General features: G+C 70.2%; 20 protein-coding genes. 10 read left to right on the top strand and 10 right to left on the bottom strand.

Annotation, left to right across the window (positions count from 1 at the left end; all coding sequences use genetic code 11):
* The first annotated feature begins 608 nt into the window (after positions 1-608).
* From NAG42_RS08780 to NAG42_RS08795, 4 genes are all read left to right on the top strand, one after another.
* Positions 609-2,195 (top strand): acyl-CoA dehydrogenase family protein, encoded by a 1,587-nt coding sequence (locus NAG42_RS08780; RefSeq protein ID WP_250029351.1) that lies wholly within the window; start codon positions 609-611, stop codon positions 2,193-2,195.
* Positions 2,196-2,306: 111 nt separating this feature from the next.
* The gene (locus NAG42_RS08785; RefSeq protein ID WP_250029352.1) at positions 2,307-4,250 is read left to right on the top strand and encodes a putative bifunctional diguanylate cyclase/phosphodiesterase; all 1,944 of its coding nucleotides are present in this window, start codon (positions 2,307-2,309) and stop codon (positions 4,248-4,250) included.
* A 9-nt stretch (positions 4,251-4,259) separates the two neighbouring features.
* Positions 4,260-5,498, top strand: coding sequence for an MFS transporter (locus NAG42_RS08790; protein ID WP_250029353.1), 1,239 nt, complete (start codon positions 4,260-4,262; stop codon positions 5,496-5,498).
* 24 nt (positions 5,499-5,522) lie between these two features.
* Positions 5,523-5,735, top strand: coding sequence for a hypothetical protein (locus NAG42_RS08795; RefSeq protein ID WP_250029354.1), 213 nt, complete (start codon positions 5,523-5,525; stop codon positions 5,733-5,735).
* A 381-nt stretch (positions 5,736-6,116) separates the two neighbouring features.
* On the opposite strand, the gene NAG42_RS08800 is transcribed toward NAG42_RS08795, so the two are convergent.
* Positions 6,117-6,545 (bottom strand): hypothetical protein, encoded by a 429-nt coding sequence (locus tag NAG42_RS08800; RefSeq protein ID WP_250029355.1) that lies wholly within the window; start codon positions 6,543-6,545, stop codon positions 6,117-6,119.
* A gap of 67 nt (positions 6,546-6,612) precedes the next feature.
* Here NAG42_RS08800 and NAG42_RS08805 point away from each other — a divergent pair, with 67 nt between their 5' ends.
* Entirely contained in the window at positions 6,613-6,921 is a 309-nt protein-coding gene (locus NAG42_RS08805; protein WP_250030316.1) for a polysaccharide biosynthesis protein, read from the top strand.
* On the opposite strand, the gene NAG42_RS08810 is transcribed toward NAG42_RS08805, so the two are convergent.
* Positions 6,830-7,846, bottom strand: a complete 1,017-nt coding sequence (locus tag NAG42_RS08810) for an alpha/beta fold hydrolase (protein ID WP_250029356.1) — start codon at positions 7,844-7,846, stop codon at positions 6,830-6,832. The genes NAG42_RS08805 and NAG42_RS08810 overlap by 92 nt on opposite strands.
* Before the next feature lie 253 nt (positions 7,847-8,099).
* On the opposite strand from NAG42_RS08810, the gene NAG42_RS08815 reads away from it, so the two are divergent.
* Positions 8,100-9,005, top strand: coding sequence for a hypothetical protein (locus tag NAG42_RS08815; RefSeq protein ID WP_250029357.1), 906 nt, complete (start codon positions 8,100-8,102; stop codon positions 9,003-9,005).
* 172 nt (positions 9,006-9,177) lie between these two features.
* On the opposite strand, the gene NAG42_RS08820 is transcribed toward NAG42_RS08815, so the two are convergent.
* The 3 genes from NAG42_RS08820 to NAG42_RS08830 form a co-directional block, all read right to left on the bottom strand.
* Positions 9,178-9,555, bottom strand: a complete 378-nt coding sequence (locus NAG42_RS08820) for a hypothetical protein (protein WP_250029358.1) — start codon at positions 9,553-9,555, stop codon at positions 9,178-9,180.
* A gap of 257 nt (positions 9,556-9,812) precedes the next feature.
* The gene (locus NAG42_RS08825) at positions 9,813-11,114 is read right to left on the bottom strand and encodes an MFS transporter (RefSeq protein ID WP_250029359.1); all 1,302 of its coding nucleotides are present in this window, start codon (positions 11,112-11,114) and stop codon (positions 9,813-9,815) included.
* 370 nt (positions 11,115-11,484) lie between these two features.
* Positions 11,485-11,874, bottom strand: coding sequence for a hypothetical protein (locus tag NAG42_RS08830; protein WP_250029360.1), 390 nt, complete (start codon positions 11,872-11,874; stop codon positions 11,485-11,487).
* Between the two features lie 190 nt (positions 11,875-12,064).
* On the opposite strand from NAG42_RS08830, the gene NAG42_RS08835 reads away from it, so the two are divergent.
* Entirely contained in the window at positions 12,065-12,907 is an 843-nt protein-coding gene (locus NAG42_RS08835) for a PHP domain-containing protein (protein WP_250029361.1), read from the top strand.
* 93 nt (positions 12,908-13,000) lie between these two features.
* Here the strand turns inward: NAG42_RS08835 and NAG42_RS08840 are convergent, their stop codons facing one another.
* The 3 genes from NAG42_RS08840 to NAG42_RS08850 all read right to left on the bottom strand — a co-directional run bounded on the left by NAG42_RS08840 (position 13,001) and on the right by NAG42_RS08850 (position 16,389).
* Entirely contained in the window at positions 13,001-13,624 is a 624-nt protein-coding gene (locus NAG42_RS08840) for a DUF998 domain-containing protein (RefSeq protein WP_250029362.1), read from the bottom strand.
* A gap of 80 nt (positions 13,625-13,704) precedes the next feature.
* Entirely contained in the window at positions 13,705-14,766 is a 1,062-nt protein-coding gene (locus NAG42_RS08845; RefSeq protein WP_308201130.1) for an alpha/beta hydrolase, read from the bottom strand.
* A 153-nt stretch (positions 14,767-14,919) separates the two neighbouring features.
* Complete coding sequence (locus NAG42_RS08850; RefSeq protein WP_250029363.1) at positions 14,920-16,389, bottom strand: ATP-binding protein; 1,470 nt, start codon at positions 16,387-16,389, stop codon at positions 14,920-14,922.
* A 120-nt stretch (positions 16,390-16,509) separates the two neighbouring features.
* Here NAG42_RS08850 and NAG42_RS08855 point away from each other — a divergent pair, with 120 nt between their 5' ends.
* The gene (locus NAG42_RS08855; RefSeq protein WP_250029364.1) at positions 16,510-18,114 is read left to right on the top strand and encodes a glycoside hydrolase family 13 protein; all 1,605 of its coding nucleotides are present in this window, start codon (positions 16,510-16,512) and stop codon (positions 18,112-18,114) included.
* Here the strand turns inward: NAG42_RS08855 and NAG42_RS08860 are convergent.
* Positions 18,104-18,706 carry a TetR/AcrR family transcriptional regulator gene (locus NAG42_RS08860; RefSeq protein ID WP_250029365.1) on the bottom strand — a complete coding sequence of 201 codons (603 nt, stop codon included), beginning with the start codon at positions 18,704-18,706 and terminating at the stop codon, positions 18,104-18,106. The two genes, NAG42_RS08855 and NAG42_RS08860, sit on opposite strands and share 11 nt — an antisense overlap.
* Positions 18,707-18,792: 86 nt before the next feature.
* Here NAG42_RS08860 and NAG42_RS44835 point away from each other — a divergent pair, with 86 nt between their 5' ends.
* Positions 18,793-19,347 carry a cytochrome P450 gene (locus tag NAG42_RS44835; RefSeq protein ID WP_308201131.1) on the top strand — a complete coding sequence of 185 codons (555 nt, stop codon included), beginning with the start codon at positions 18,793-18,795 and terminating at the stop codon, positions 19,345-19,347.
* A complete protein-coding gene (locus NAG42_RS08865) occupies positions 19,229-20,077 on the top strand; it encodes a cytochrome P450 (protein ID WP_308201139.1) in 849 nt (282 codons plus the stop codon). The genes NAG42_RS44835 and NAG42_RS08865 overlap by 119 nt, the downstream gene beginning before the upstream one ends.
* Here the strand turns inward: NAG42_RS08865 and NAG42_RS08870 are convergent.
* Positions 20,074-21,297, bottom strand: coding sequence for an outer membrane protein assembly factor BamB family protein (locus tag NAG42_RS08870; protein ID WP_250029366.1), 1,224 nt, complete (start codon positions 21,295-21,297; stop codon positions 20,074-20,076). The two genes, NAG42_RS08865 and NAG42_RS08870, sit on opposite strands and share 4 nt — an antisense overlap.
* Positions 21,298-21,363 lie beyond the last annotated feature (66 nt).

The raw sequence follows: 21,363 nt of genomic DNA on the forward strand, positions 1-21,363 counted from the left end.
CGACGCCGTTGGATCACCCGCTGGAAACCCGCTCTCAACGCCTTCGACCTGGCCTTCGACGGCCGCCTCACCGCAGGCCGCAACTGATCACCACAACATCGAGTTACACCGTTTTCTTGACAGACCCGGTCACGGGCGACGCCGCTCACGACGGCCGCGGCTCTGGTCATTTCGTTCCCCGTAGTCTCCGGGGCCGCTCCGCACTGATGGTTCTCTTCCCGATGTCGAGTAGCTACCGGCTTCCCGTCTGAGTCATCAGCAGCGCGACACACGGCCGCCTCGTGTCTCCGTTTCATGGACCCCTGGCCGAAAGTGTGGGCCGATGAGCCGGGCGGCCGAAGGATGAATCAGTCGAAGCCCTGGCACAGTTCGGCGGGTAGGACGCTCGTGACTTTCATGGTGGCGGGGGTCGAAGGTCAGGGTGACCGGGCCCTCCTCGGTGGCCAGGCGCACCGAGCCGGCGTCGATCGACTGCACTGCGGTGTAGTGCGCGCCCTGCTCCGAATAGAGGCAACCCGGTCCTTTCGCCTGGGTCGTGCGAGGCATGCAGTGTGGCAGACCGCTTCCACGCCTGGTGCCGCGAAGTTACCCGGCGGTAGGGTTACGGGATGACGCATGAGGTCTTCAACCAGGCGCCGCCGCTGGTGGACTATGACGTCGCGGCTGATGCGGGGCTGCTGGCGGCCGTCGAGCGGGAGGGCGCCGGGTGGGCCGTCGGTGACCTGCACCGGCTGGGCAAGCTGGCCGGGACGGCGGAGCCGCAGCGGTGGGCGGACGAGGCCAACCGGTACGAGCCACGGCTGCTGACCCATGACCGGTACGGCCATCGCGTCGACGAGGTCGACTTCCACCCGTCGTGGCACCGGCTCATGGAGGTGGCCGTCGGCGAGGGGCTGGCCGGCGCACCCTGGGCCGACGAGCGCGGCGGCGCGCACGTGGCCCGGGCGGCGGGGCTCTACGTCTGGTCCCAGGTCGAGGCCGGGCACTCCTGTCCCATCTCCATGACGTATGCCGTGGTGCCCGCCCTGCGACACGCACCGGAGCTGGCGGCGGCCTACGGACCACTGCTCACTTCCCGGACGTACGACTTCGGGCTGCGCGCCCCGGGCACCAAGGCCGGGCTGCTGGCCGGCATGGGGATGACCGAGAAGCAGGGCGGCTCCGACGTCCGGGCCAACACCACCCGGGCGACGCCGGGCGCGGACGGCACCTGGCGGCTGCGCGGCCACAAGTGGTTCACCAGCGCGCCGATGTGCGACCTCTTCCTCGTGCTGGCCCAGGCGCCGCAAGGACTCTCGTGTTTCCTCGTGCCGCGCGTGCTCCCGGACGGCACCCGCAACACCTTCCGCATCCAGCGCCTCAAGGACAAGCTGGGCAACCGCAGCAACGCCAGCAGCGAGCCCGAGTTCGACGACACCGTCGCCTGGCTGGTCGGTGAGCAGGGTCAGGGCATCCGGACGATCATCGAGATGGTCGCCATGACCCGGCTCGACTGCGTGACCGGCTCGGCGTCGGGCATGCGGGCCGCGCTCAGCCAGGCCGTCCACCACACCCGGCACCGCAGTGCGTTCGGCGGGCCGCTGGCCGACAAGCCGGTCATGCGTAACGTGCTGGCCGATCTGGCGCTCGAGAGCGAGGCGGCGACACTGCTGGCGATGCGGCTGGCCGGTGCGGTCGACCGGGGGGAGCAGGCCTTCCAGCGGCTGGCGATCGCGGTCGGCAAGTTCTGGGTGTGCAAGCGGCAGCCGGCGGTGGTCGGTGAGGCGCTCGAATGCCTCGGTGGCAACGGTTACGTCGAGGACTCGGGGATGCCCCGGCTCTATCGGGACGCCCCGCTCAACTCGATCTGGGAGGGCTCCGGCAACGTCCAGGCGCTCGACATCCTCCGTACGCTCGACCGGGAACCCGACAGCCTGGACGCCTTCCTGGCCGAGGTCACCCCGGCGGCTCAGGAGGATCGGCGGCTGGCCGCCGCGGTCGCCGCCCTGACCACGCCGAAACAGGACGAGGCCCGGCGCACAGCCGAGCGGATGGCTCTCGTGCTCCAGGCGTCGCTGATGGTCCGGTACGCCCCGCCGGCCACCGCCGACGCCTTCTGCGCCAGCCGGCTCGGCGGCGAGTGGGGGCACACATTCGGCACCCTGTCGGCGAACGTCGACACCGCCGCGATCGTGGAGCGCGCCGCACCCGCGTAGCAACCGTCCAACAGTTCAGGCCGGCGCCCGCCCGCCGCCCGCGGCTGGTGGATCTTCGCGACCGGTCTGATCACCTACGTCGCCGCGGACCTCGTGTACCAGGTCAGCGGGATGGTCCTGGGGGAGCACCCGTACCCGTACTGGGACGACCTGATGTATTTCGTGGCGTACCCGTTGGTCTTCGCCGGCCTGATCATGATTTCCCGGGGCGGCGACCAACGCGACCGCTCCGGCCTCATCGACGCCGCCATCATCGCCGCCGGTGTGGGGCTCGTCTACTGGGTCTTCGTGATCCAGCCGACGCTGTTCGATCTGAGCACGCCTCTGATCGAACGCCTGGTAACCGTCGGTTACCCGACCGTCGACGTGTTCATGTGCGCGGTGGTGACCCGGCTGATCAGCCGGCCGGGCGCCCGGGTGACGAGTCTGTGGCTGCTCACGGTCGGCAGCGCCCTCAACTTCGTCGGTGACGTGGCGTGGAGCCTGATCGACACGGATGCCTCGGCCGGTGGCCTGGTCGATGCGAGCTTCCTTCTCGCGTACCTGATGTGGGCTGGTGCGGGTTTGCACCCGTCGATGGCCGGCATCGGCCGGCGGTCCGGCACCCGCCCCCGCTTCGGGCGTGGCCGGCTCCTGCTGCTGGGCGGCATCACCATGACCGTGCCCGCCGTGCTCTTCCTGCAGGGGGCGCGCGGCGAGGCGGTCAACTGGCCGGCGATCGGGATCGGCGCGGTTGTGCTCTTCGTGCTCGTGCTCATCCGGCTCGGTGGCTTCGTCGGGCAGACTCAGCGGCAGGCGGCCGAACTCGAGGACCTCGCCATGCGCGACGACCTCACCGGCCTGGCCAACCGCCGCCTCTTCGAGCTGCGGCTGCGGGCCGCCGCCGGAGCCGGTGTGCCACAGGTGTGCCTGCTCGACCTGAACGGCTTCAAGCAGATCAACGACCGGCACGGCCACGCGGTCGGCGACCACCTGCTGATCGCCGTCTCCGCCCGGCTGAGCACCGAGCTGCACGGCGAAGGCCTGCTGGCCCGCATGGGTGGCGACGAGTTCGCCCTGTTGCTGACCGAGGCGACCGCGGCCCAGGGCGAAGCCGTCGTCGACCGCCTCTGGTCCGCGCTGCGCCGGCCGTTCGAGGTCGACGGGCACGAGTTGCTGGTCGGCGCGGCGATCGGCATCGCCGACGGTGCCGACCCGGTCGAGGTGCTGCGCCGGGCCGACGTGGCCATGTACGCGGCCAAGGTGTCCCAGGTCCCCTTCCGGCGGTACGCGGTCGACCTCGACGACCGCGCCGACGAAGAAGCCCGCCTGGGCGCCGAGATGCGCGCCGCGCTCGACGCCGGCCAGTTCCACCTCGTCTACCAGCCGATCGTCGCGCTGCCGGGCGGCGAGATCCGGTCCGTCGAGTCGCTCATCCGCTGGGGCACGCGCAGCCCCGCCGATTTCATCCCGGTGGCCGAGCGCAACGGCCTGATCGTCGAACTCGGCGAGTGGATCCTGCGCTCCGCGTGCGCCCAGTTCGTCGCCTGGCAGGCCGCCTCGGGCACGACGGCGCCCGAGCGGATCAGCGTCAACGTCTCGGCCCGGCAGCTCGCCGAGCCCGGCTTCGCCGACCTGGTGGCCGAGGTGCTGGCGGCCGCCGCGATGCCCCCCGGCCGCCTGATCGTCGAGGTGACCGAGACCGCGGTGTTCGGCGGCGGCGCGGCCGTGCGGGCGGTCGAGGAGCTGCACCGGCTCGGCGTCCGGATCGCCCTGGACGACTTCGGCACCGGTCACTCGTCGCTCGGCCTGCTGCAGACCGTCCCGGTCGACATCCTCAAGGTCGACAAGTCGTTCGTCGACAACCTCGCCCTGGCCGGCCGGCACGCGGTCATCGCCACCGCGCTGATCCAGGTCAGCGACGGTCTCGGCCTGACCGCCGTGGCCGAGGGCGTGGAGACCGCCGAGCAGGCCGCCTCCCTGTACGAGCTGGGCTACCGGCTCGCCCAGGGCTACCACTTCGGACGGCCCGTGTCGCAGCCCGCCTTCGACGCCGTCGAGGTCGCCGCCCGGTAGGGTGCCCGGGTGGCGCTCGGCTCCGACTTCCGCCGGCTCTGGTCGGCCTACGCGATCAGTGAGCTCGGCACCGGGGTCGGCTTCGGCGCGCTGCCGCTGGTCGCGGTGCTTGTGCTCGACGTACCCGAATTCCAGGTGTCGCTGCTGGCCGCACTCGGTGGCCTGGCTGCGGCGGCGCTGGCCCTGCCGGCCGGCCCGTGGATCGAGTTCCGCCACAAGCGCCCGGTGATGATCGCCGCCGACCTGGCCCGCTTCCTGGCCGTCGTCAGCCTGCCCGTGGCCATGCTGGCCGGCGCGCTGACCTACGCCCAGCTCTGCGTGGTCGCGGTGGTGCAGTCGGTCGGCACGATCCTGTTCGCCGCGGCCAGCGGCGCCCACCTCAAGGCCTTGGTCGGCGTGGACGACCGGGACGCCGCGAACGGCCGCTTCGAGGCCACGTTCTGGACCGCCTACAGCGCGGGCCCGGCCCTCGGCGGCGCGCTGACGTCGCTGCTCGGCGTCGCCTGGACGATCACCGCCGACGCCGTGAGCTTCCTGCTCTCCGCGGTCGGCGTGCGCTCCTTGCGGACGCCGGAGCCGGCCCCACCCGTACGCGGGCCCTCGGTCTCGAAGTTGGCCGAGATCACCGCGGGCTGGCGCTACATCGCGAGCCACCAGGGTCTGCGCTCCCTGTTCGTCAACCAGCAACTGTTCGCCGGTGCCATGATGGCCGCCTCCCCGCTGCTGACCGTCCTGATGCTGCGCGAGCTGGGCTTCCCCGCCTGGCAGTACGGCCTGGCCTGGGGACTCGCCTGCCTCGGCGGCGTGGCCGGCGCCCTGAGCGTCAGCCGCCTGAACACCCGCTTCGGCCGCCGCCGCGTGCTGCTGATGTCCGGCGTGGGCCGAGCCCTCTGGCTGTGGGTGCTGGCCCTGATTCCCGCCGGTCCCGCCGGTTTTGTCCTGGTCGTCGTGGTGGAGTTCCTGGCCCTCTACGGCTCCGGCGTCTTCAACCCCGCGTTCGCCACCTACCGCATGACCGAGACCGAGGACGGTTACCTCTCCCGGGTGATCGCCTGCTGGTCCATCACGTCTCGCACGGTCCAGCCGGTCTTCATCGCCCTGGGCGGCCTCTTGGCTGCCCTCACGAGCGTTCGAGCCGCCATGCTGATCTGCGGCCTGGGCGTCCTGGCCAGCTCGGCCCTGCTCCCATGGCGCAGTTCCCGTCACCTCGACCAGGTATCCGAGGTGGCGCGCTCCGCCTCCTCCTGACGAAATCCCTACCGGAGGTGAAAGATGAACACCATCCTGAAAGCCGTCTTCTCCGCCCTGACCAGCGGCCTGATCGCCTTTCTGTCCGCCCTGCTCACCGCACTGCAGGGCCAGAACACCGGCTTCGACACCATCACCGACGGCCAGTGGGTGACGGCGGCCCTGGCGTTCATAGTCGCCGCCACCGGCACCGGCGCCGTGACCTACAAGGTCCGCAACCACCCCGCCCACGTGTGATCCAGCCGCCGCGGGTCCGCTCAGCCCTGGCGAACCTCGCGGCGCCACTGCTCGGCCATCACTGTCACGTCGGTCGTACAGACACCATTGCCCGAGTTGCAGGAGCGCTGGGCGTAAGCCCGCGTCGTGGTCCGCGCGGACAGCCCGGCAACAGCCACGTGCTCCACGGCCAGCCGCTCAGCATCTTCGACCTCGGTGAGCGGCCCGCGGCAACCGGGCCATACGCCGGTGCAGCCCGAGGCGATTCACCGCCCGACCGTCTCCACGGCGGCCTGAACGCCACGCGTCCCGATCGGGTTCTGTTCCGGTCCGTCATTCGCGACGATGCCGCCCTCGACCATGGGTCGAGGGCGGCATCGTTGTCACTGCGTCAGTCCGTGATCACGACCTCCACGCGGCATCGAGAGCGAGAAAGTACTCGTCCTGGTCATAGAGCGAGACATAGGCCAGATCGGCGCCGCCCCGCACCGGCGCCGTCGCGGTCAGGCTGACCGGGTAATTCTTGTAGGTGGTCGAGCCGCCACATTTCAAGCTCGTGGAGGCCTCAGGGAAATCCTCTTCGGCTCCGGCAATTCGGGCGTACGCCTTGACGCGCATGCACGCTCCAGCGGCCACCTTCAGGGTGCCGCTCACACCGACACTCCGGTCGTAGAAGGTCGCCGTCCCGGTGAAGTTGCTCGAACCGTAGGAAACCAGGACCGAATCCGTAGGATAAGCGGCCTGCGCCGGGGCGGAACCGCCGAAGACGGCGGTTGCCGCGACTGCCGCTGACACTGCGGCGGCGTGGACAGCGGACTTGGCACGTCCCATCGATACCTCCAAGTATGTGAATACCGGGAAAGATACTGGCAGACCGCGCGCCCGCAACATCCGCGACATGCAGGTGACCGACCTGCTCGGCCGGCACCGCGTCGTCGTCGACCACGCGGCCATCGGCGGGCTCCTGACCGGGCGGCGGGTGCTCGTGACCTGCACCGGCGGCGAGATCGGCTCCGAGTTGTGCCGCCAGATCCAGCGGTACGACCCGGCCGAGTTGATGATGCTCGACCACGACGAGGCGGCCCGATCAGAAGTGGTATCGGAGTTGGGGCGGTTCAGCGGCGAGCGGCGACCATCTTTTCGATCTCGTCGACGACGATCTGGGGCTTGTCCTGCGGGATTTCGTGTGAGCTTCCCTTGGCGGTGATCAGTGTGCGTCCGGGCCCCGCCGCGACGAACGCGGCGGCAGCGTCGCGCCAGCGCTGGGCGTCCTGCGGGGAGCCGTCGAACGGTGTCTTCTCCGACCCGATGTAGGTGACCGGGACGCTGTCCGGCCAGGAGACCTTGTGGTACGCCTGATGAGTGGGACCGAAGTTCTCGGACGTCGCGATGAGCTGCCGGTTCGCCTTCGTCGACGGCTGCTTCTTGAGCGCTGCAATTTGCGGCGTGGTGAGCGCGACGAGGCGCTGGATTTCCTTGTCGGTGAAGAATGGGGGCACGTTGGCGTCGACGAGTACCTCCCCGGACAGCACGCCCGGGTTGGCGCGGGCGAAGTAGGTGGCAACCTCCCCCGCCTGCGAGTGGGACACGAGGACTACATTGCGGGTGGCGCCGAGCTCGCGCAGACCGGCCTGCAGGTCAGAGGCGGCGGCCCGGCCGTCCCAGGGGCCCTTCACCTCGTCACTGTTGCCTAGCCCCGCCCGGTCGTAGGTGATGATCTGTGACCCGGTCGCCTTCGACAGCTGCGGGACGATGCCGTTCCACTGTGTGTGATCCTCGCCGCCACCGGAGTCCAACACGATGGCCGGTGAGTGCCCGGGGATGACGTAGAACGCGAGGCGATGCCCGTTGTTGGTGATCATGTGCTGGCCTGCCGCAGGGGCCGAGTTTGCCGGCTCGGCCGCGCTGGCCGAGGCAGCGGGAGCCGGAGCTGCTGGGCCGGTCGTGTGCGCGGGTTTCGGCGCCGCCGAATCGCCGCACCCGGAGACCGCGCCGACTACGGCGACGGGCAGGACAAGGGCGAAGGCGGCCCAGCGGAACCGAGACAATCTCCGAGTGGTGCCGGAATCGTTCTGTACAGTCATGGAGATCATTTTTCGCAGTTTCTCTGCCGCGTTCGATCCTGCTGGCAACCCTCTCGGATGGGGGGTCAGCCCTACCTACCCTTGCCACGGGCGGAACAGAACGAACTCTGCACTCTTGGCCAGGATGGCGTGAGTCGTCCCGGCCGCGTGACATCCGGATTTGCCGCCGTTGGTGCGAGGCGTGCCGCTGATGCCTGCCACGCTCGGTATCGAAAGCGGTCGGCGCCGGGCGCACGGACGGCCCGGACGGATGACTTCGGCCGGCGCCGCGGCCGCGACGACAACCATTACAGTCGCATTCGTGAGCGCAGACCAGGGTCTTGTCAGGGTGTCCGATGCGTTCGGCGTACGCCGCGCCCGAACCGGATCGATCCTCGCCGATGACGGGACGATCTATCACGTCAAGTGGGATGACACCGGTGAGGAAGAGCGCGTCCGACGAGCCGCCGACGTTCACGTCGCGACGAGGGGTTCGCTGCGTTTCCTGGCCCTGTCCGACACTCGGCTGTTCCATGCCGTCTTCGCCCAAGAGCCCCTCGCGGTGGTTCTTCACCTGCTGGCCGACTCGCCGGTCCCGCTGAAGGTTGGAGAGATCCGGGAGCATCTGTTCGAGCTCGGGCTCCGGAACGAGACGTGGGCCCGGCACTGGCCCCGCGCGCTGGCGGTTCTACCCAAGTGGCCAAATGTCGTCCGACGGCAGAAGGGCGACACCCTGGCCTACGCCTGGGTGGGCGACGACCTTCCCGATCTTCCATCGGACGCCGAGTCCGAGCCGGAACCGGAGCGGCCTACCCCCGTGCCTGCGTCGAAGCGCGCTCCTGGGTCCGCCAAGCCGGTCGCGGCGGCCGCGGCACCGGCCGAACCGGCGGTGCCGTCCGCTGAGCGCCTCCGGCGCCAGATGACCGCCGCGCGGAGCCTCAGCGAAGTCGCGCGCCTGCTCACGCTCCCGAGAGAGTTCGTGGCTGAGTTGTCACCGGAGGTGGTCGCCTCCGCTCTCCGCCGGGTCGCCGCCGAGGATCGGCTGGTCATGGGGTGGCTCGACGCCCTGACCGACTCCGGGCCGATCGGTGCGCTGACCGAGGAACTGGCGACCGCCCGGGCGGCGAACGCCGCACTCCAGAGCCGGGTCGACGAGCTGGAGGAGTGGTGGACGGCCCTCGAGCAGAGCACCGATCCAGGCGCCGCAATCCGTCAACCGGGTAGCTGACAAGATTCTGATGCGCCGGCTCGGGAGTGCGCAGATTCGGAGCAGAACGGGACGTTGACGACGGAATCAACGAGCATGCGGCGCAGCAACCGGGTCGGCATTCCAGGCGGTTCTCACGCTGACCATGTTCGCCGCCGTGGACAGTTGTGCCGCGGTGACTCGGCTCTCTTGGTCAGCTGACGGGTTGCAGAGCAAGGATCGCGGTCTTGGCTGTGGTCAGAAGTTGAGCCAATGTCTGGGCACTTCCCTGGACGTCGGTCAGAGCCTGCCGAGCGGCCGCAATGTTCTGGTGGTCCTGGCCCGGCGAACCGGGTCCCGGGGTGAGGTGTCCGGCGTCGAGTTCGTCGCCGACATAACGTGAGAGCTGGGCTGCGGTCTGCTGTAGTTCTCCAGCAATCCGGTTCAGCGAAGCGAGCACGTCCTCTACATCGTCGGTGCCGGTCAGACCCGGGTACCCGACCTCCGGCCCGGTCGCGTCGCTGAGCAGTCCGACCGCCTCAGCCGCCACGGTTGCCAATGCGGGCGCGTCTTCGTCGATCGGTGAACTCATGCCGGCCCTGTACCCGCGAGCGGGTCAGCGCATGCACGCCGACGATCATGGATGACTCCATGGTCGGGACTGTTACACGGGCATCGATCATTGAAAGCTCGACGCACTGATTTGCCGCTGATGAAGGGTGTTGAATGCCGTACGAGGTGCCGGGCATCTGGCGTCGCTCGGGGAGACCCTCACGAAGTTGTGCCGCAGCCCGGCACCCTGCCACGGTAGGCGTCTGACGGGTGGCTAGGAGCAAGTGGCCCGCGTCCCTATATCTGTTTTGCCTTCGACCTTCGCGGCAGTGAGCCCTTTGTCCTGTCGTACGGGCGCCTGCTGCGGTCCATCTGTCTCCAGGCCGGGAAGATGACCGGGCAGAGCGTGGCGAGCAGATACACGCCTCCCGCCGTGAGCAGTGCACCGTGCAGGCCGGCCGTATCCACGAACAGGCCCGCGGTGAGTGCGCCCAGCGGTGTGACCAGTTGGACCGCGGCTGTCGTCGCGCTCAGCACGCGGGTGCGTAGTTCCTCGGGCACCGTCTCGTACGTCACGGTGGCCATGATGGGGTTGAGTACGCCGAAGGCCAGGCCCTCGACCGCCATGATCACGGCCAGTGGGGTGAAGGTGTCGGTGAAGGCGGCCACCACGAAGCGTGGCAGGCCCCCGATGAGAAAAGCGATCGTGAATACAGGCCACCGGCGGAAGCGGCTGCCTACAGCCCCGTAGATCAGCGCCCCCGTGAGCGCGCAGGTGCCGAAGGCCGCGTTCAGCAGACCGAGATCGATGGCACCATCAAGCTCCGTACGGGCGTGCACGGGCAGAAGCGCGGCGCTCCATCCTTGGTCGAGGCCTCTGGTGACCAGCGTCATCAGGCACAGGCCCAGCAGCAGCGGTGTGGCCGCCACGAAGCGATACCCTTCCGCGAGTTCACGCTGGTAGGCCGGTAACGACGGCGGCTCGACCTGTGGCATGGGTTGTGCTTCGGGCAGGTCGCGCACGCCGAACGCGAACAGCGGCGCGGCCACGGCGAAGGTCGCGGCATCGATCAACAGGACGGTGTCGGCTCCGAGTACGGCGATCAGCACACCTGCGAGAGCGGATGCTGTCAGGGCCGCGCAGCGTGCCGCACCGTCGTACAGCCCGGCTGCCCTGGTCAGCGTCATTCCGGCGCGTTCGGCGAGGGCGGGCAACAGCACGCCGCGGGCTGTTTCACCAGGCGCACGGAACAGCCCGGTGAGCGCCATCAGCGCGCACAGCACCCAGAACTGCAGGATGCTGGCGAACTGCAACAGCGGAATCGCCGCTACCGCGACTCCGCAGGCGAGATCTGAGGCGACACTCACCCGCCGTCGTCCCATCCGGTCGATGACCGGACCGGTGACGAGCGCGGCGAGCACTGCGGGCAGCAGTGTGCAGAACGCTACGATCCCGGCCTTGGCGGCACTGCCCGTGCTCTGCAGCACGAACCACGGCACGCCCATGTACGTGAGGCAACTCCCGGCGATCGAAACGAGGTTGGCGGCAAGGACCGTCATCAGCGGACGGCGATCACCCGTCAAGAAGTCTTCGGGCACTACGGTGGTCTCCCGTGCGAGGAAACGCCCACCGCGAACGAAGCAGGTCAGCCGGTGGGCGAAGCGAAGTGGTCAGCGTCTGGCGCGCATAGCGAGGCGCACCGCGATGCGGTGTTCACTAGCAGCGCCTCCAACACTTCGCCGGGATCACCACCCGGCACGTCCACCTATCGTCACCTCGGGCACCGGCACTTCGCAACGACAATCCGTTCGCACCGGGCGGGCTCACACAGGGTTTGCCCGGGGTTGTGTCAATGACGACAGAACTGCTGACGATCCGGATCCAGCAGACGCCACGCCTTGAACGTTCACGGCTCGCACGCACTCTTCAGCCGCTGAGCGTGCGCGGTGGGGCGGACGCGAACGATCGTCATACCTCGGACAGGATGCCGACCACGGCAATCTTGCCGTTGCGAACGAGCTCGCGGATGGCAGTCGTCATCGCCTTGACACCCGGCTCCGGCACGATCAGTTGATCGGACGCCCAGAAGTAGCTGCCGTGCGCGGCCTCGCCAGTCTCGCGCCAGACCGATAGAAGCCGACCAACCTCGCCAACAGTGAAGATCGTCAGCGACCAGGTAGAACCGTCGGCCAAGTCGACGAAGACGTCGACGTTCGCCACCGTTTCCGGGGCGTCTGCCTCGGGGGCGAGGAGGAACCGTGCCACAAACGTCGGTTCTGTCACCACGAGGTACGGGTCAGGACCTGTCACGTCACCATTGTTCACGGCGGGCCGAACGGAACTGTTGATCGGCTCCACGGCATCGGCTTGCCACCGTAGGCCCAACGCGATCGAGTGCACTCATCTGCCGCTGAGCGTGCGCGCCGGCCACCGAGATATCGCCTTCGCCGTCCAAGGACCTGAGGTCCGACGTTCGCCGGGCCGGGTGTCAGCGCTGCAGGCCCACCCACCCCGCGGCGCCTGAACCATGATCGCTACCGTGGGTCAGGTGATTCAGCCCGCGGACGGTCACGTACACACCGAATTCTCCTGGGACGCCCCTGAGGGCTCCATGGAACGAACCTGCGCCCGCGCGGTGCAGCTCGGCCTTCCGGCCGTCGCGTTCACCGAGCACGTCGACTACTCCCGGTGGACGGTCGACGAGGTGGTCCTGCAGCGGTCACCGCTGCGGCGCGAACTGACCGGCCCCGACGGCGTGCTGGTCCCGCCCGAGCTGGACCAGGAGCGCTATCTCGCCTCGATCCAGCGGTGCCGCGAGATCTTCCCGTCGCTGCGCGTCATCAGCGGCGTCGAGCTGGGCGAACCTCACTGGAACGCCGTGCCGGTCGCGAAACTGCTCGGCACCGGCCACTACGAACGGGTACTCGGCTCGCTGCACGCCCTGCCCGTCGACGGCAACCTCGTCGAGGCGAACGCGCTCTACCGGCAGCGCCCCGCCGCAGAGGTGCTCCGGCTCTACCTGACCGAGATCGCCGAGCTGATCGCCCGTACGGATGCTTTCGCGGTCCTCGCCCACCTGGACTACGCGCTCCGCGGCTGGCCCGCCGAGGCCGGGCCGTTCGACCTGCACGCCTTCGAGGACGAGTTCCGGCACGCGCTGCGCACCCTCGCCGCCACGGACCGGACGCTGGAGGTCAACACCCGCATCCCGATGGCCTCGGAAATCGTCCGCTGGTGGCGCGACGAGGGCGGCAAGGTGGTCACCTTCGGCAGCGACGCCCACGTCCCGGACGCCGTCGGCACCGGCCTCTCCGCGGCCGTCGACATGGTCGAAGCACAGGGATTCCGGCCGGGCCGCCATCCGTACGACCGCTGGACCCTCCCAGGATGACCGTCACCCACACCGCTCGGTGCGGCAGCGGACGCGTCTTTCACGGACCGGCTGGCACCATTGTCATGTAGGGAGGTGGCATCCTCCCGAAACTCAGCGGTGCCCGTCCTTCGGGTCAAAGGTGGTAGCCCCGCGGCTGGGCTGCAACCGGCTGGACAGCACCGCGACCAATGGCCAGCACGCCTGCGCGCCAGCGGCCAAGCGTTCCGCCAGTCCCACTCGACCACCGGTGCTCAGAGTTGCACCGAACCAGGCGACCAAGCCAAGCAGGGCCACCGCCGCGGCGACGGACACAACGGGTCGCAGTGCCGCTGGGCCGCAGCCGGCCCGGCGCCAGGCAAGCGCCGGCCACACCGCGAGAGCCACGAACGCCACCCCGGCGGCCATCGCATGTTCCGGGGCGGCTCCCGCTGCCGGAAGGGGGAACACCGCCACCAGGATCGTCGCCACGCCACCGAGACCGAGCGCGGCCCGACCGGCCGGAGCTGCCCGTTGCAGGCCCAGCGCGGTCATGGCATGGCAGACCCCGACGCCGACCAGCGCTACGGTCATCAGCCAACGATCGTCGGCATCCTGCGCCGCCAGGGAACTGATCGTGGCCACCGTACCGTCATAGCCTTCTGGCTGCCGCTGCGCAGCGAGGGTCCACCCGCCGATCAGCACAACAGGGGCTGCCGCGGAGGACAGCAACGCCCACCAAGGCGTAGACGGTCGCATGATCGCATTGTGCCGGAACCCGCCTACTCGAACGGCAGGCCCAGGCGCCTCCCCACGACGAGCCGTCACACTTCGCGCGATCAGCTGGTCGGGTTGTTGACGAGTTCCAGGAGTTCGGCCGTGAACTCGGCTGGGCGTTCGATGTGTGGTGAGTGGCCGCAATTGTCGTAGACGATCTCGCGGTAGCTGCCGCCGCTGCTCGCGTATCGATCCAGGACCGCGCGGGTTTGGCCGACCATGGGCTGCGGCGGGCAGGCGTCGGCGCCGGGCCAGTCCGGCACTGCGCCGATCATGCCCAGGTATGCCCGGTCGAAGAGCGAGGTGTCCGACACGATCGGGTCGCGGTCGCCGCGGATCCAGACGATCGGCGGCTTCTGTGCGGCGCCGACCAAGGCGTCGGCGACGTTGAAGTGGTTGGGCGCCATGGCGTTGAGGACGCCACGGTCACCCGGGCCGAAGTATGGCCAGCTGTCAGCCGGCTTGCTGTCGCCCGGGTAGTTGTCCTCACCGACCGCGGTACTGAGCACCGTCTTGAGCAGAAGCTCCTCGTCGGCGCCGAGCGATGCCGGGTCAGCCACATACATGGAGCGCAGCACCGACAGCGGGCTGGTCGCCGCCTCGGCGCTGCGGTCACCCGCCTCGAGGCGCGCCACGAAGTCCGGGTTGACGCCACCGCCCCCGGTGCCGGCGAAGTCCGCGGTTGTCGGCGTGCCGTCAACGTCGCGGGTGCCACCGAAACCGTACGGGCTCAGCGGCGCCTCCAGCAGCACCGACGCGAACCGGCCCGGATGGTCGACCAGCAGCTGCATGACCACGCCGCAACCCATCGAGTGCCCAGCCGCCACCACCGGCCCGCCCCCGGGGAAGAGCACCCGGTCGTCGAGCAGTGCGGCCACGTCGTCGGCGAAGTCCCGCAGCCCCCGGGTGGCGTCCACCGGCGCCGCCTCGCTACGCCCGTACCCCCGCAGATGCGGAGCGACAACCCGGATGCCGTCCGGAAGCCGCCGGATCAGCGGCAGCCAGAACTCCGCGGACGAGCAGTTGCCGTGCACCAGCAGAACCGGCACCCCGTCGTCCGGCCCACCGACGAGCACGTCATAGGTGACACCACGAGCCGGACGAAGCCACTCAATGTTCTCCACCGGCCGATCCTGGCACACGCAAGCGAGCAACCGCACGGCTCGCATTCCCCGGCGCCGCCGTCCGGCCGCACAGCAGCCCGCGACCAGAATCAAAAGCTGGCGGCAAGCTCGCCCGCAAGGGCGGAGGCAAGCCCAACCCACAAACCCGAACCCCTAACGCGGCCCCAGCAACTCCCGAACGCTGCCCAACAGCTCATCAGTGGTGATCGGATCGACCCGACCCCCCGTACGAGCATCCTGCATGGCCTTCTTGAGCTGCACCCGCCGCAGGATCTCCTTGATGTCGGCCCCCGTCATCCCATGGCTGGCGGTGGCGAGCGCCCCCACGTCGAGATCATCGGCGAACATCTGGAACCCCGGCGCCTCGTGCGCCGCGATCAACCCCTGGATCATCTTGCGGAAGATCTCGGCCCGCGAAGCGTCGTCCGGCTTGGGCACACTGATTTTGACGTCGAAGCGCCCCGAGCGGATCAGCGAGTCGTCGACCCGGTGCGGGAAGTTCGTCGTGGCCACCACGATCACGTTGGGGTTGGCCTCGATCAGGTCGTTCATCTCCTGCTTGAAGATGCCCGCGACCGCGTTGATCGCCTGGCTGGCCGCATCCCCGCCCGACCCCGCGTAGCTGATGATCGAGTCGAACTCGTCGAACAGCATGAGCGTCGGCACCCGGTAGCGGCGGGCGTCGCGGAAGATCTGCTTGATGTTGCGCTCCGACCCACCCAGCCATTTGTCGAGGATCTCGGGCGTGCGGATCTCGCGGAAGTCGGCCCCGATCTCGTTGGCCAGCGCCCGCGACAGCATCGTCTTGCCGGTGCCGGGCGGCCCGTACATCAGCAGGCCCTGCGGACGGCGCGCGCCCCACCGGGCCATCGCCTCCGGATGGCGGAACGACACCGCGATCTGGCGCAGCTCGGCCACCACGTCGGCCAGCCCGCCCACCATGTCCAGCGTCACCGTCTGCGTCGTCGCCGGCACCTTCGACACGTTCTCCCGGCTCACCACATACCGCCGGCCGGTCAGCGACTCGGGCCCGGCCAGCTCGATCACCGCTTGCAGGGTCAGCCCCACGAAGGCCTGCAGGTGGGCCGGGGTCACGTCGTCGCGCGGCACCTCGGCGTGCAGCCGCACCACTGTGCCCGTCTCGTCGTACGTCAGCTCGGCCTGCAGCCCCACCACCGCGTCGGCCAGCGTGCCCGGCTCGCGGCTGGTCATCGGCTGGGCCGGACGGTCGAGACCCAGTTTCTTGTACGCCGCCGCGGCCGCCGCCCCGATGTTGTCGACGATCCGGGTGGCGATCGGGTCACCGGCCTCGATGCGCTTGGCCAGCAGCAGCCCCACCGGGTCGTTGCCCAGCACCAGTTTGCGGATGCGCTCCTTGGACAGCGGCTCCTCGGCCGTGCTGATCGAGGCGGCGAAGGTGTGCACAGGACCGCCCGGGCGGTCGGCGCTCGACACCGTCAGGTCGACCCGCTGCACCGGCTCGGGCCAGGTCGCGCGGCGCAGCAGCTCGACCGGGTTGACCCGGGCCGCGGCCAGCACGGTGGCCGCGTCGAGGAGCTCGACGGTCGCCCCCGCGTACTCGAAGGTCTCGCCCTTCGGCCGTGCGAAACCGGCGTCGGTCATGTCTGCCTCCCAGCGGTGGACTCCTACCAGAGTGACACGGGCGCACCCGGGTTGCGCTTCGGTGCAAGCCTGCGGCCACCCGGCCGGGTGGCCGATCGGTGGTGCATGTCAGCAGAGCCGATGCAGGACACGCGCCCGTTCGAGCACGTCACCCGCGACCCGTGGTGGCGCGACGCCGTGGTCTACCAGGTCTATCTGCGCTCGTTCGCGGACGGGAACGGCGACGGCATCGGCGACTTCCCCGGTCTGCGGGCGCGGCTGCCCTACCTGGCCGAGCTGGGCGTGGACGCCGTCTGGGTGACCCCGCACTACGTGTCGGGTGGCGCCGACGGCGGCTACGACGTCGTGGACTTCACCGCGGTCGACCCCGACTACGGCACTGTCGAGGACGTGCGGGGCCTGGTCGAGGACGCTCACGCGCTCGGTCTGCGGGTGCTGCTGGACATCGTCCCCAACCACACCAGCGACCAGCACCCGTGGTTCCAGCGGGCCCTGGCCGACCCGGACAGCCCGGAGGCGGCCCGATACCACTTCCGGCCGGCGAACGAGGACGGCGGTGACGAGCCGCCCAACAACTGGCAGAGCATGTTCGGCGGGCCGGCCTGGTCGCGGACGCCGGACGGTCGCTGGTATCTGCACCTGTTCACCCCGCAGCAGCCCGACCTCGACTGGAGAAACCCCGAGGTCGTCGCGGACTTCGACCGTACGCTGCGGTTCTGGTTCGATCTGGGTGTCGACGGCTTCCGGGTCGACGTCGCGTACGGCTTGTTCAAGGACCCGGCGTACCGCGACAACCCGGGCATCTACTCTCCCACGCTGTTCGGCCACGGGCCCGAGCAGGCGATGACCACCAACCAGCCGGAGGTCCACGACATCTGGCGCCGGTGGCGGGCGCTCTGTGACTCGTACGCGGAACCGAGGATGCTGGTGGGTGAGGTGTCCCTGGCTGATCTGAGCGAGGTCGGCCGGTACGCCCGCCCCGACGAGCTGCATCACGCGTTCCAGTTCCGGCTGCTCAAGAGCGACTGGGACGCCGCGTCGTTCGCCGACACGATCGCCGAGGCGCTGACCGCGTTCGACGCCGTCGGCGCGCCCGCGCCGTGGGTGCTCGGCAACCATGACAAGGCTCGTCAGGTCACCCGTTACGGCAGTGTGCGCCGGGCCCGGGCCGCGGCGCTGCTCATGCTGGCCCTGCCCGGTTCGGCCTACCTGTACGCCGGTGAGGAGCTGGGCCTGCCCGAGGCGGACGTCCCGGTCGCGTCCCGCCGCGACCCGATCTTCTTCCGCTCGGGTGGCAAGCGGGCCGGTCGCGACGGCTGCCGCATCCCCATGCCGTGGGAGGCGTCCCGCCCGAACGCGGGCTTCTCGGCCGCGACCCCGTGGCTGCCCCAGCCCGCCGGCTGGCCCGGTCACGCCGTCGACCGGCAGGAGTCCGACCCGGACTCGACCTTCACCCTCTATCAGCAGGCGCTGATGGCGCGCCGGCTGCACCCCGCGCTCGGCTCGGGCCGCGCGTCGGTGACCCGTCACGGCGACGTGGTCCGGGTCGACCTGGTCGCCCGCGACGGCGAGCCCGGCCCGGTGACGTGCTGGGTCAACATGGGCTCGGCCCCGGTCACCGTGGCCGCCCGCACCCTGCTGCTGGCCTCGTCGCCGGGGGTGCCCGGGCCGGTGGACGGACGGCTCACACTGGCGGCGGACACCGCTGTGTGGGTCAGCCGGTAGGGCCCAGCAGCCGGGCCGTGGCCTCGGTCGCGGCGGCGGTGATGGTGGCGACGTCGTGGCCGTCCTCGACGGTCACGGCGATCAGCTCGCGCAGGCCGCCGAGCAGGATGGTCGCGGTCTGGTCGGAGGCCGGGAGCAGGCCGGCCGCACGCAGCTGCGGGGTGTCGGTCAGGCGGCGGATGAGCGCCACGAAATTGCTCATGGTCTCGCGCTGGAAGAGGCGGGCCCGGCCCTGGCCCAGCGCCGGGACGTCCCGGATCCAGCTCAGGGTGATCGGCGGGTCGGCCTGGACGGCGGCTATCCAGCCCTCGATGGCCTGGCCGACCTGGGTGTCCCAGGGTGCGCCGGGGTCGACCGCGGCCGAGATGCGGGCGATCGTGCGCTGGTTGGTCTCGTGCATCAGGGCGACCAGGCACTCCTGGCGGTCGGTGAAGTGCGCGTAGAACGTGCGCCGGGAGGTCCGCGCGGCCCGGACGATGTCGGCGACCGTCGTGTCGGGGTAGCCGCGCTCGCGGATGCACGTCGCCAGACCGTCGAGCAGGCGGCGGCGATGCCCGGGGCCGGCCTCGGCGGGCGCTTCGACGGTCGTCACCTGGCACACGGTACCCCTTGCCCGGGCCCGGTACGCGAGCGTACCGTCGGGCTGGTACGTCAGCGTACCGCGCCCGGGAGGTCGTTATGACGGTTCTTCTGCCCGACGGTCCATCGAGTCCGCGGCTCGTCCAGTCGATCGGCTTCGCGGTCCGGCGTCGGCGCACGATGGAGCGGCTCCGGGCCCGCTACGGCGACGCGTTCACCGTCCAGTCGCTCAACCTGGGCCGGATGGTGATGCTGGCCGACCCGGGCGAGGTCCGCGAGATGTTCCAGGCGAGCCCCGAGGAGGCCGACACCCCGGACGCCAACCTCGGCTCGGTGCTGGGGCCGGGGTCGTTCTTCGCGATCACCGGGGACAAGCACCGCCGCCAGCGCAAGCTGCTGACCCCGCCCTTCCACGGGCGGCGCCTGCGGGCGTACGAGACTTTGATCGAAAAGGAGACGCAGCGCGGAGACGGCATCGTGGCCGCAGGGGACGCCGTTCCCGGTGATGCCGTCGACCATGCGCATCACGCTCAACGTGATCCTCGGCGCGGTCTTCGGGGCCGAGGGGGCCGAGCTCGACGAGCTGCGCGCCCTGCTGCCCTCGATGGTGAAGCTCGGCTCGATTCTCGCGGTCCTTCCCGCCGTACGGCGTGACCTGCGCGGATATGGCCCGGGTGCTCGCTTCCGGCGGTACCGGGAGCAGTACGACGCGATCATCGACCGGCTGATCGACCGCGCCCGGGCCGACCCGGCGCTCGGCGATCGCGACGACGTGCTGGCCATGCTGGTGCAGTCCCGCTACGACGACGGCTCGCCGATGAGCCGCGGCGAGATCGCCGACCAGCTGCTGACCCTGCTGGCGGCCGGCCACGAGACCACGGCGACGACGCTGGCCTGGGCGGTCGAGCGGCTGCGCCGGCACCCGGACGTGCTGTCGCGGCTGGGCACCGGCGACGACGACGCGTGGCGCGAGGCCACCCTGATCGAGGTGCAGCGGGTGCGCCCGGTCGTCGAGATGACCTCCCGTCAGGTGCGCTGCGACGAGCTGACGATCGGCCGCTGGACGCTGCCGCGGCGTACGGTCGTCACCGCCTGCATCGCCCTGCTGCACGACGATCCGGCTCTCTTCGCCGACCCGTACGCCTTCGACCCCGCCCGTTTCGTCGGCGCGCGGGCCGACACCTCGGCCTGGATCCCGTTCGGTGGCGGCATCCGCCGCTGCATCGGAGCGTCCTTCGCCACCCTCGAGATGAACGTCGTCCTGCGCACCGTCCTGCGCGACTTCACGATCGAGCCGGCCACCGATCCATCCGAACGCTCCCACAGCCGGGGCATCGCCGTGGCCCCCGCGAAGGGCGGCCTGGCCGTGGTCCACCGCCGCTAGGACGTCTGCGCGGGGCCGAGACCGACCAGCTGGCCGCCGATCTGGTAGATCAGGCGGTTGTCGCGGTGGACGACGAACGTGGTGGCGCCGCCGATCTGGCGGCGGGGGCCACGGTCGGGGTCGTAGTAGACCGCGCCGGTGCCGGAGGCGAGCAGCCACCCGCGGCCGGCCGGCTGGGCCCAGGGCCGGCCGTCGGCGGGAGCGGGCACGGTGATGTCCAGCGGTGTCTCCCGCCAGCGGCGGTAACCGGCCGTCGGCGACCAGGCCAGACCGCCCGGGACCAGTTGTTCGCCGGGGCGCATGGTCACGAGGCGGGCGGTGCCCTCGTACTCGTCGATCACGGTCACCTGGCCCGGCGCGGGCGCGAAGAGCCGGTCGGCCTCGGTGATCCGGCCCGGGTCGAAGCCGCACGGGCCCGTCCCGGCCGGATCCTGCCAGACGACGTCGCGCTTCCACGCCTCCCGGCCCACCTCGAGACCGCGCAGGGTGGCGCGGCAGGCCGGCGCGGCGGGCGGCGTGATCACCGTGAGGCGGTAGGTGCTGTGCTTCAGGACGGGGGTGGGGCCGGGTGGCGTCGGGCTGGACCAGAGGCGATGGCCGTCCGCTGTCGAGAGCTGGGTGATCGTCCGCCGCCCCTGGGTGAACAGGCACGGGCAGACCGAGCCGGCGTTGGTCAATGTCACCGGCTCCGGGGTGCGGACCTTCCACAGCTGCTTCCCCGACTCGAGCAGCAGGGCCGTCAGGTCACAGCCCCGGGCGTCGCACCGCGAGTGGACGAGGGCCTGCTCGGTGCCGCTGCCGACGACGATCAACTGGCCCCGGCCCGGCAGCTCGCGTTCCCAGCGCTTGGCGCCCAGCCACTTGGAGATCACCAGCACGGACGAGCCGTGACCGGGCAGGACGATGTGGTCCTCCGACGCCATCGGCCGGTTCGACTCCGTCGCCGCGTACGGCTCGGGAAGGGTCTCCGCGAAACGCACGGAGCCGGTCTCGAGGTCGACCGACGCGAGCGTGCGGCCCTCGGCGATGATGCCGTTCTCGCTGTCGACGTAGGCCCACTCGCGGCGGCCGGCGACGGGCGCGGGGACCGGTGAGGGGATCCGGTACACCTCGACGAGCGGGTCGGCCAGCGTCGGCGGATCGGGCTGCACCGGAAAGCAGCCGGCCGTCGCCGCCGTCGCCGCGAGCAGCAGTGTCAGGAACGTCCCCCGTCGACGCATCAGCCGACAATGGCACGTACCCGCAACCGGGCGATCCCAGGGTCGGCTCAGGGATTCACCCGATGC

It is taken from the genome of Paractinoplanes maris (assembly GCF_023544465.1).
GTDB classification, from domain to species: Bacteria; Actinomycetota; Actinomycetes; order Mycobacteriales; family Micromonosporaceae; genus Actinoplanes; species Actinoplanes maris.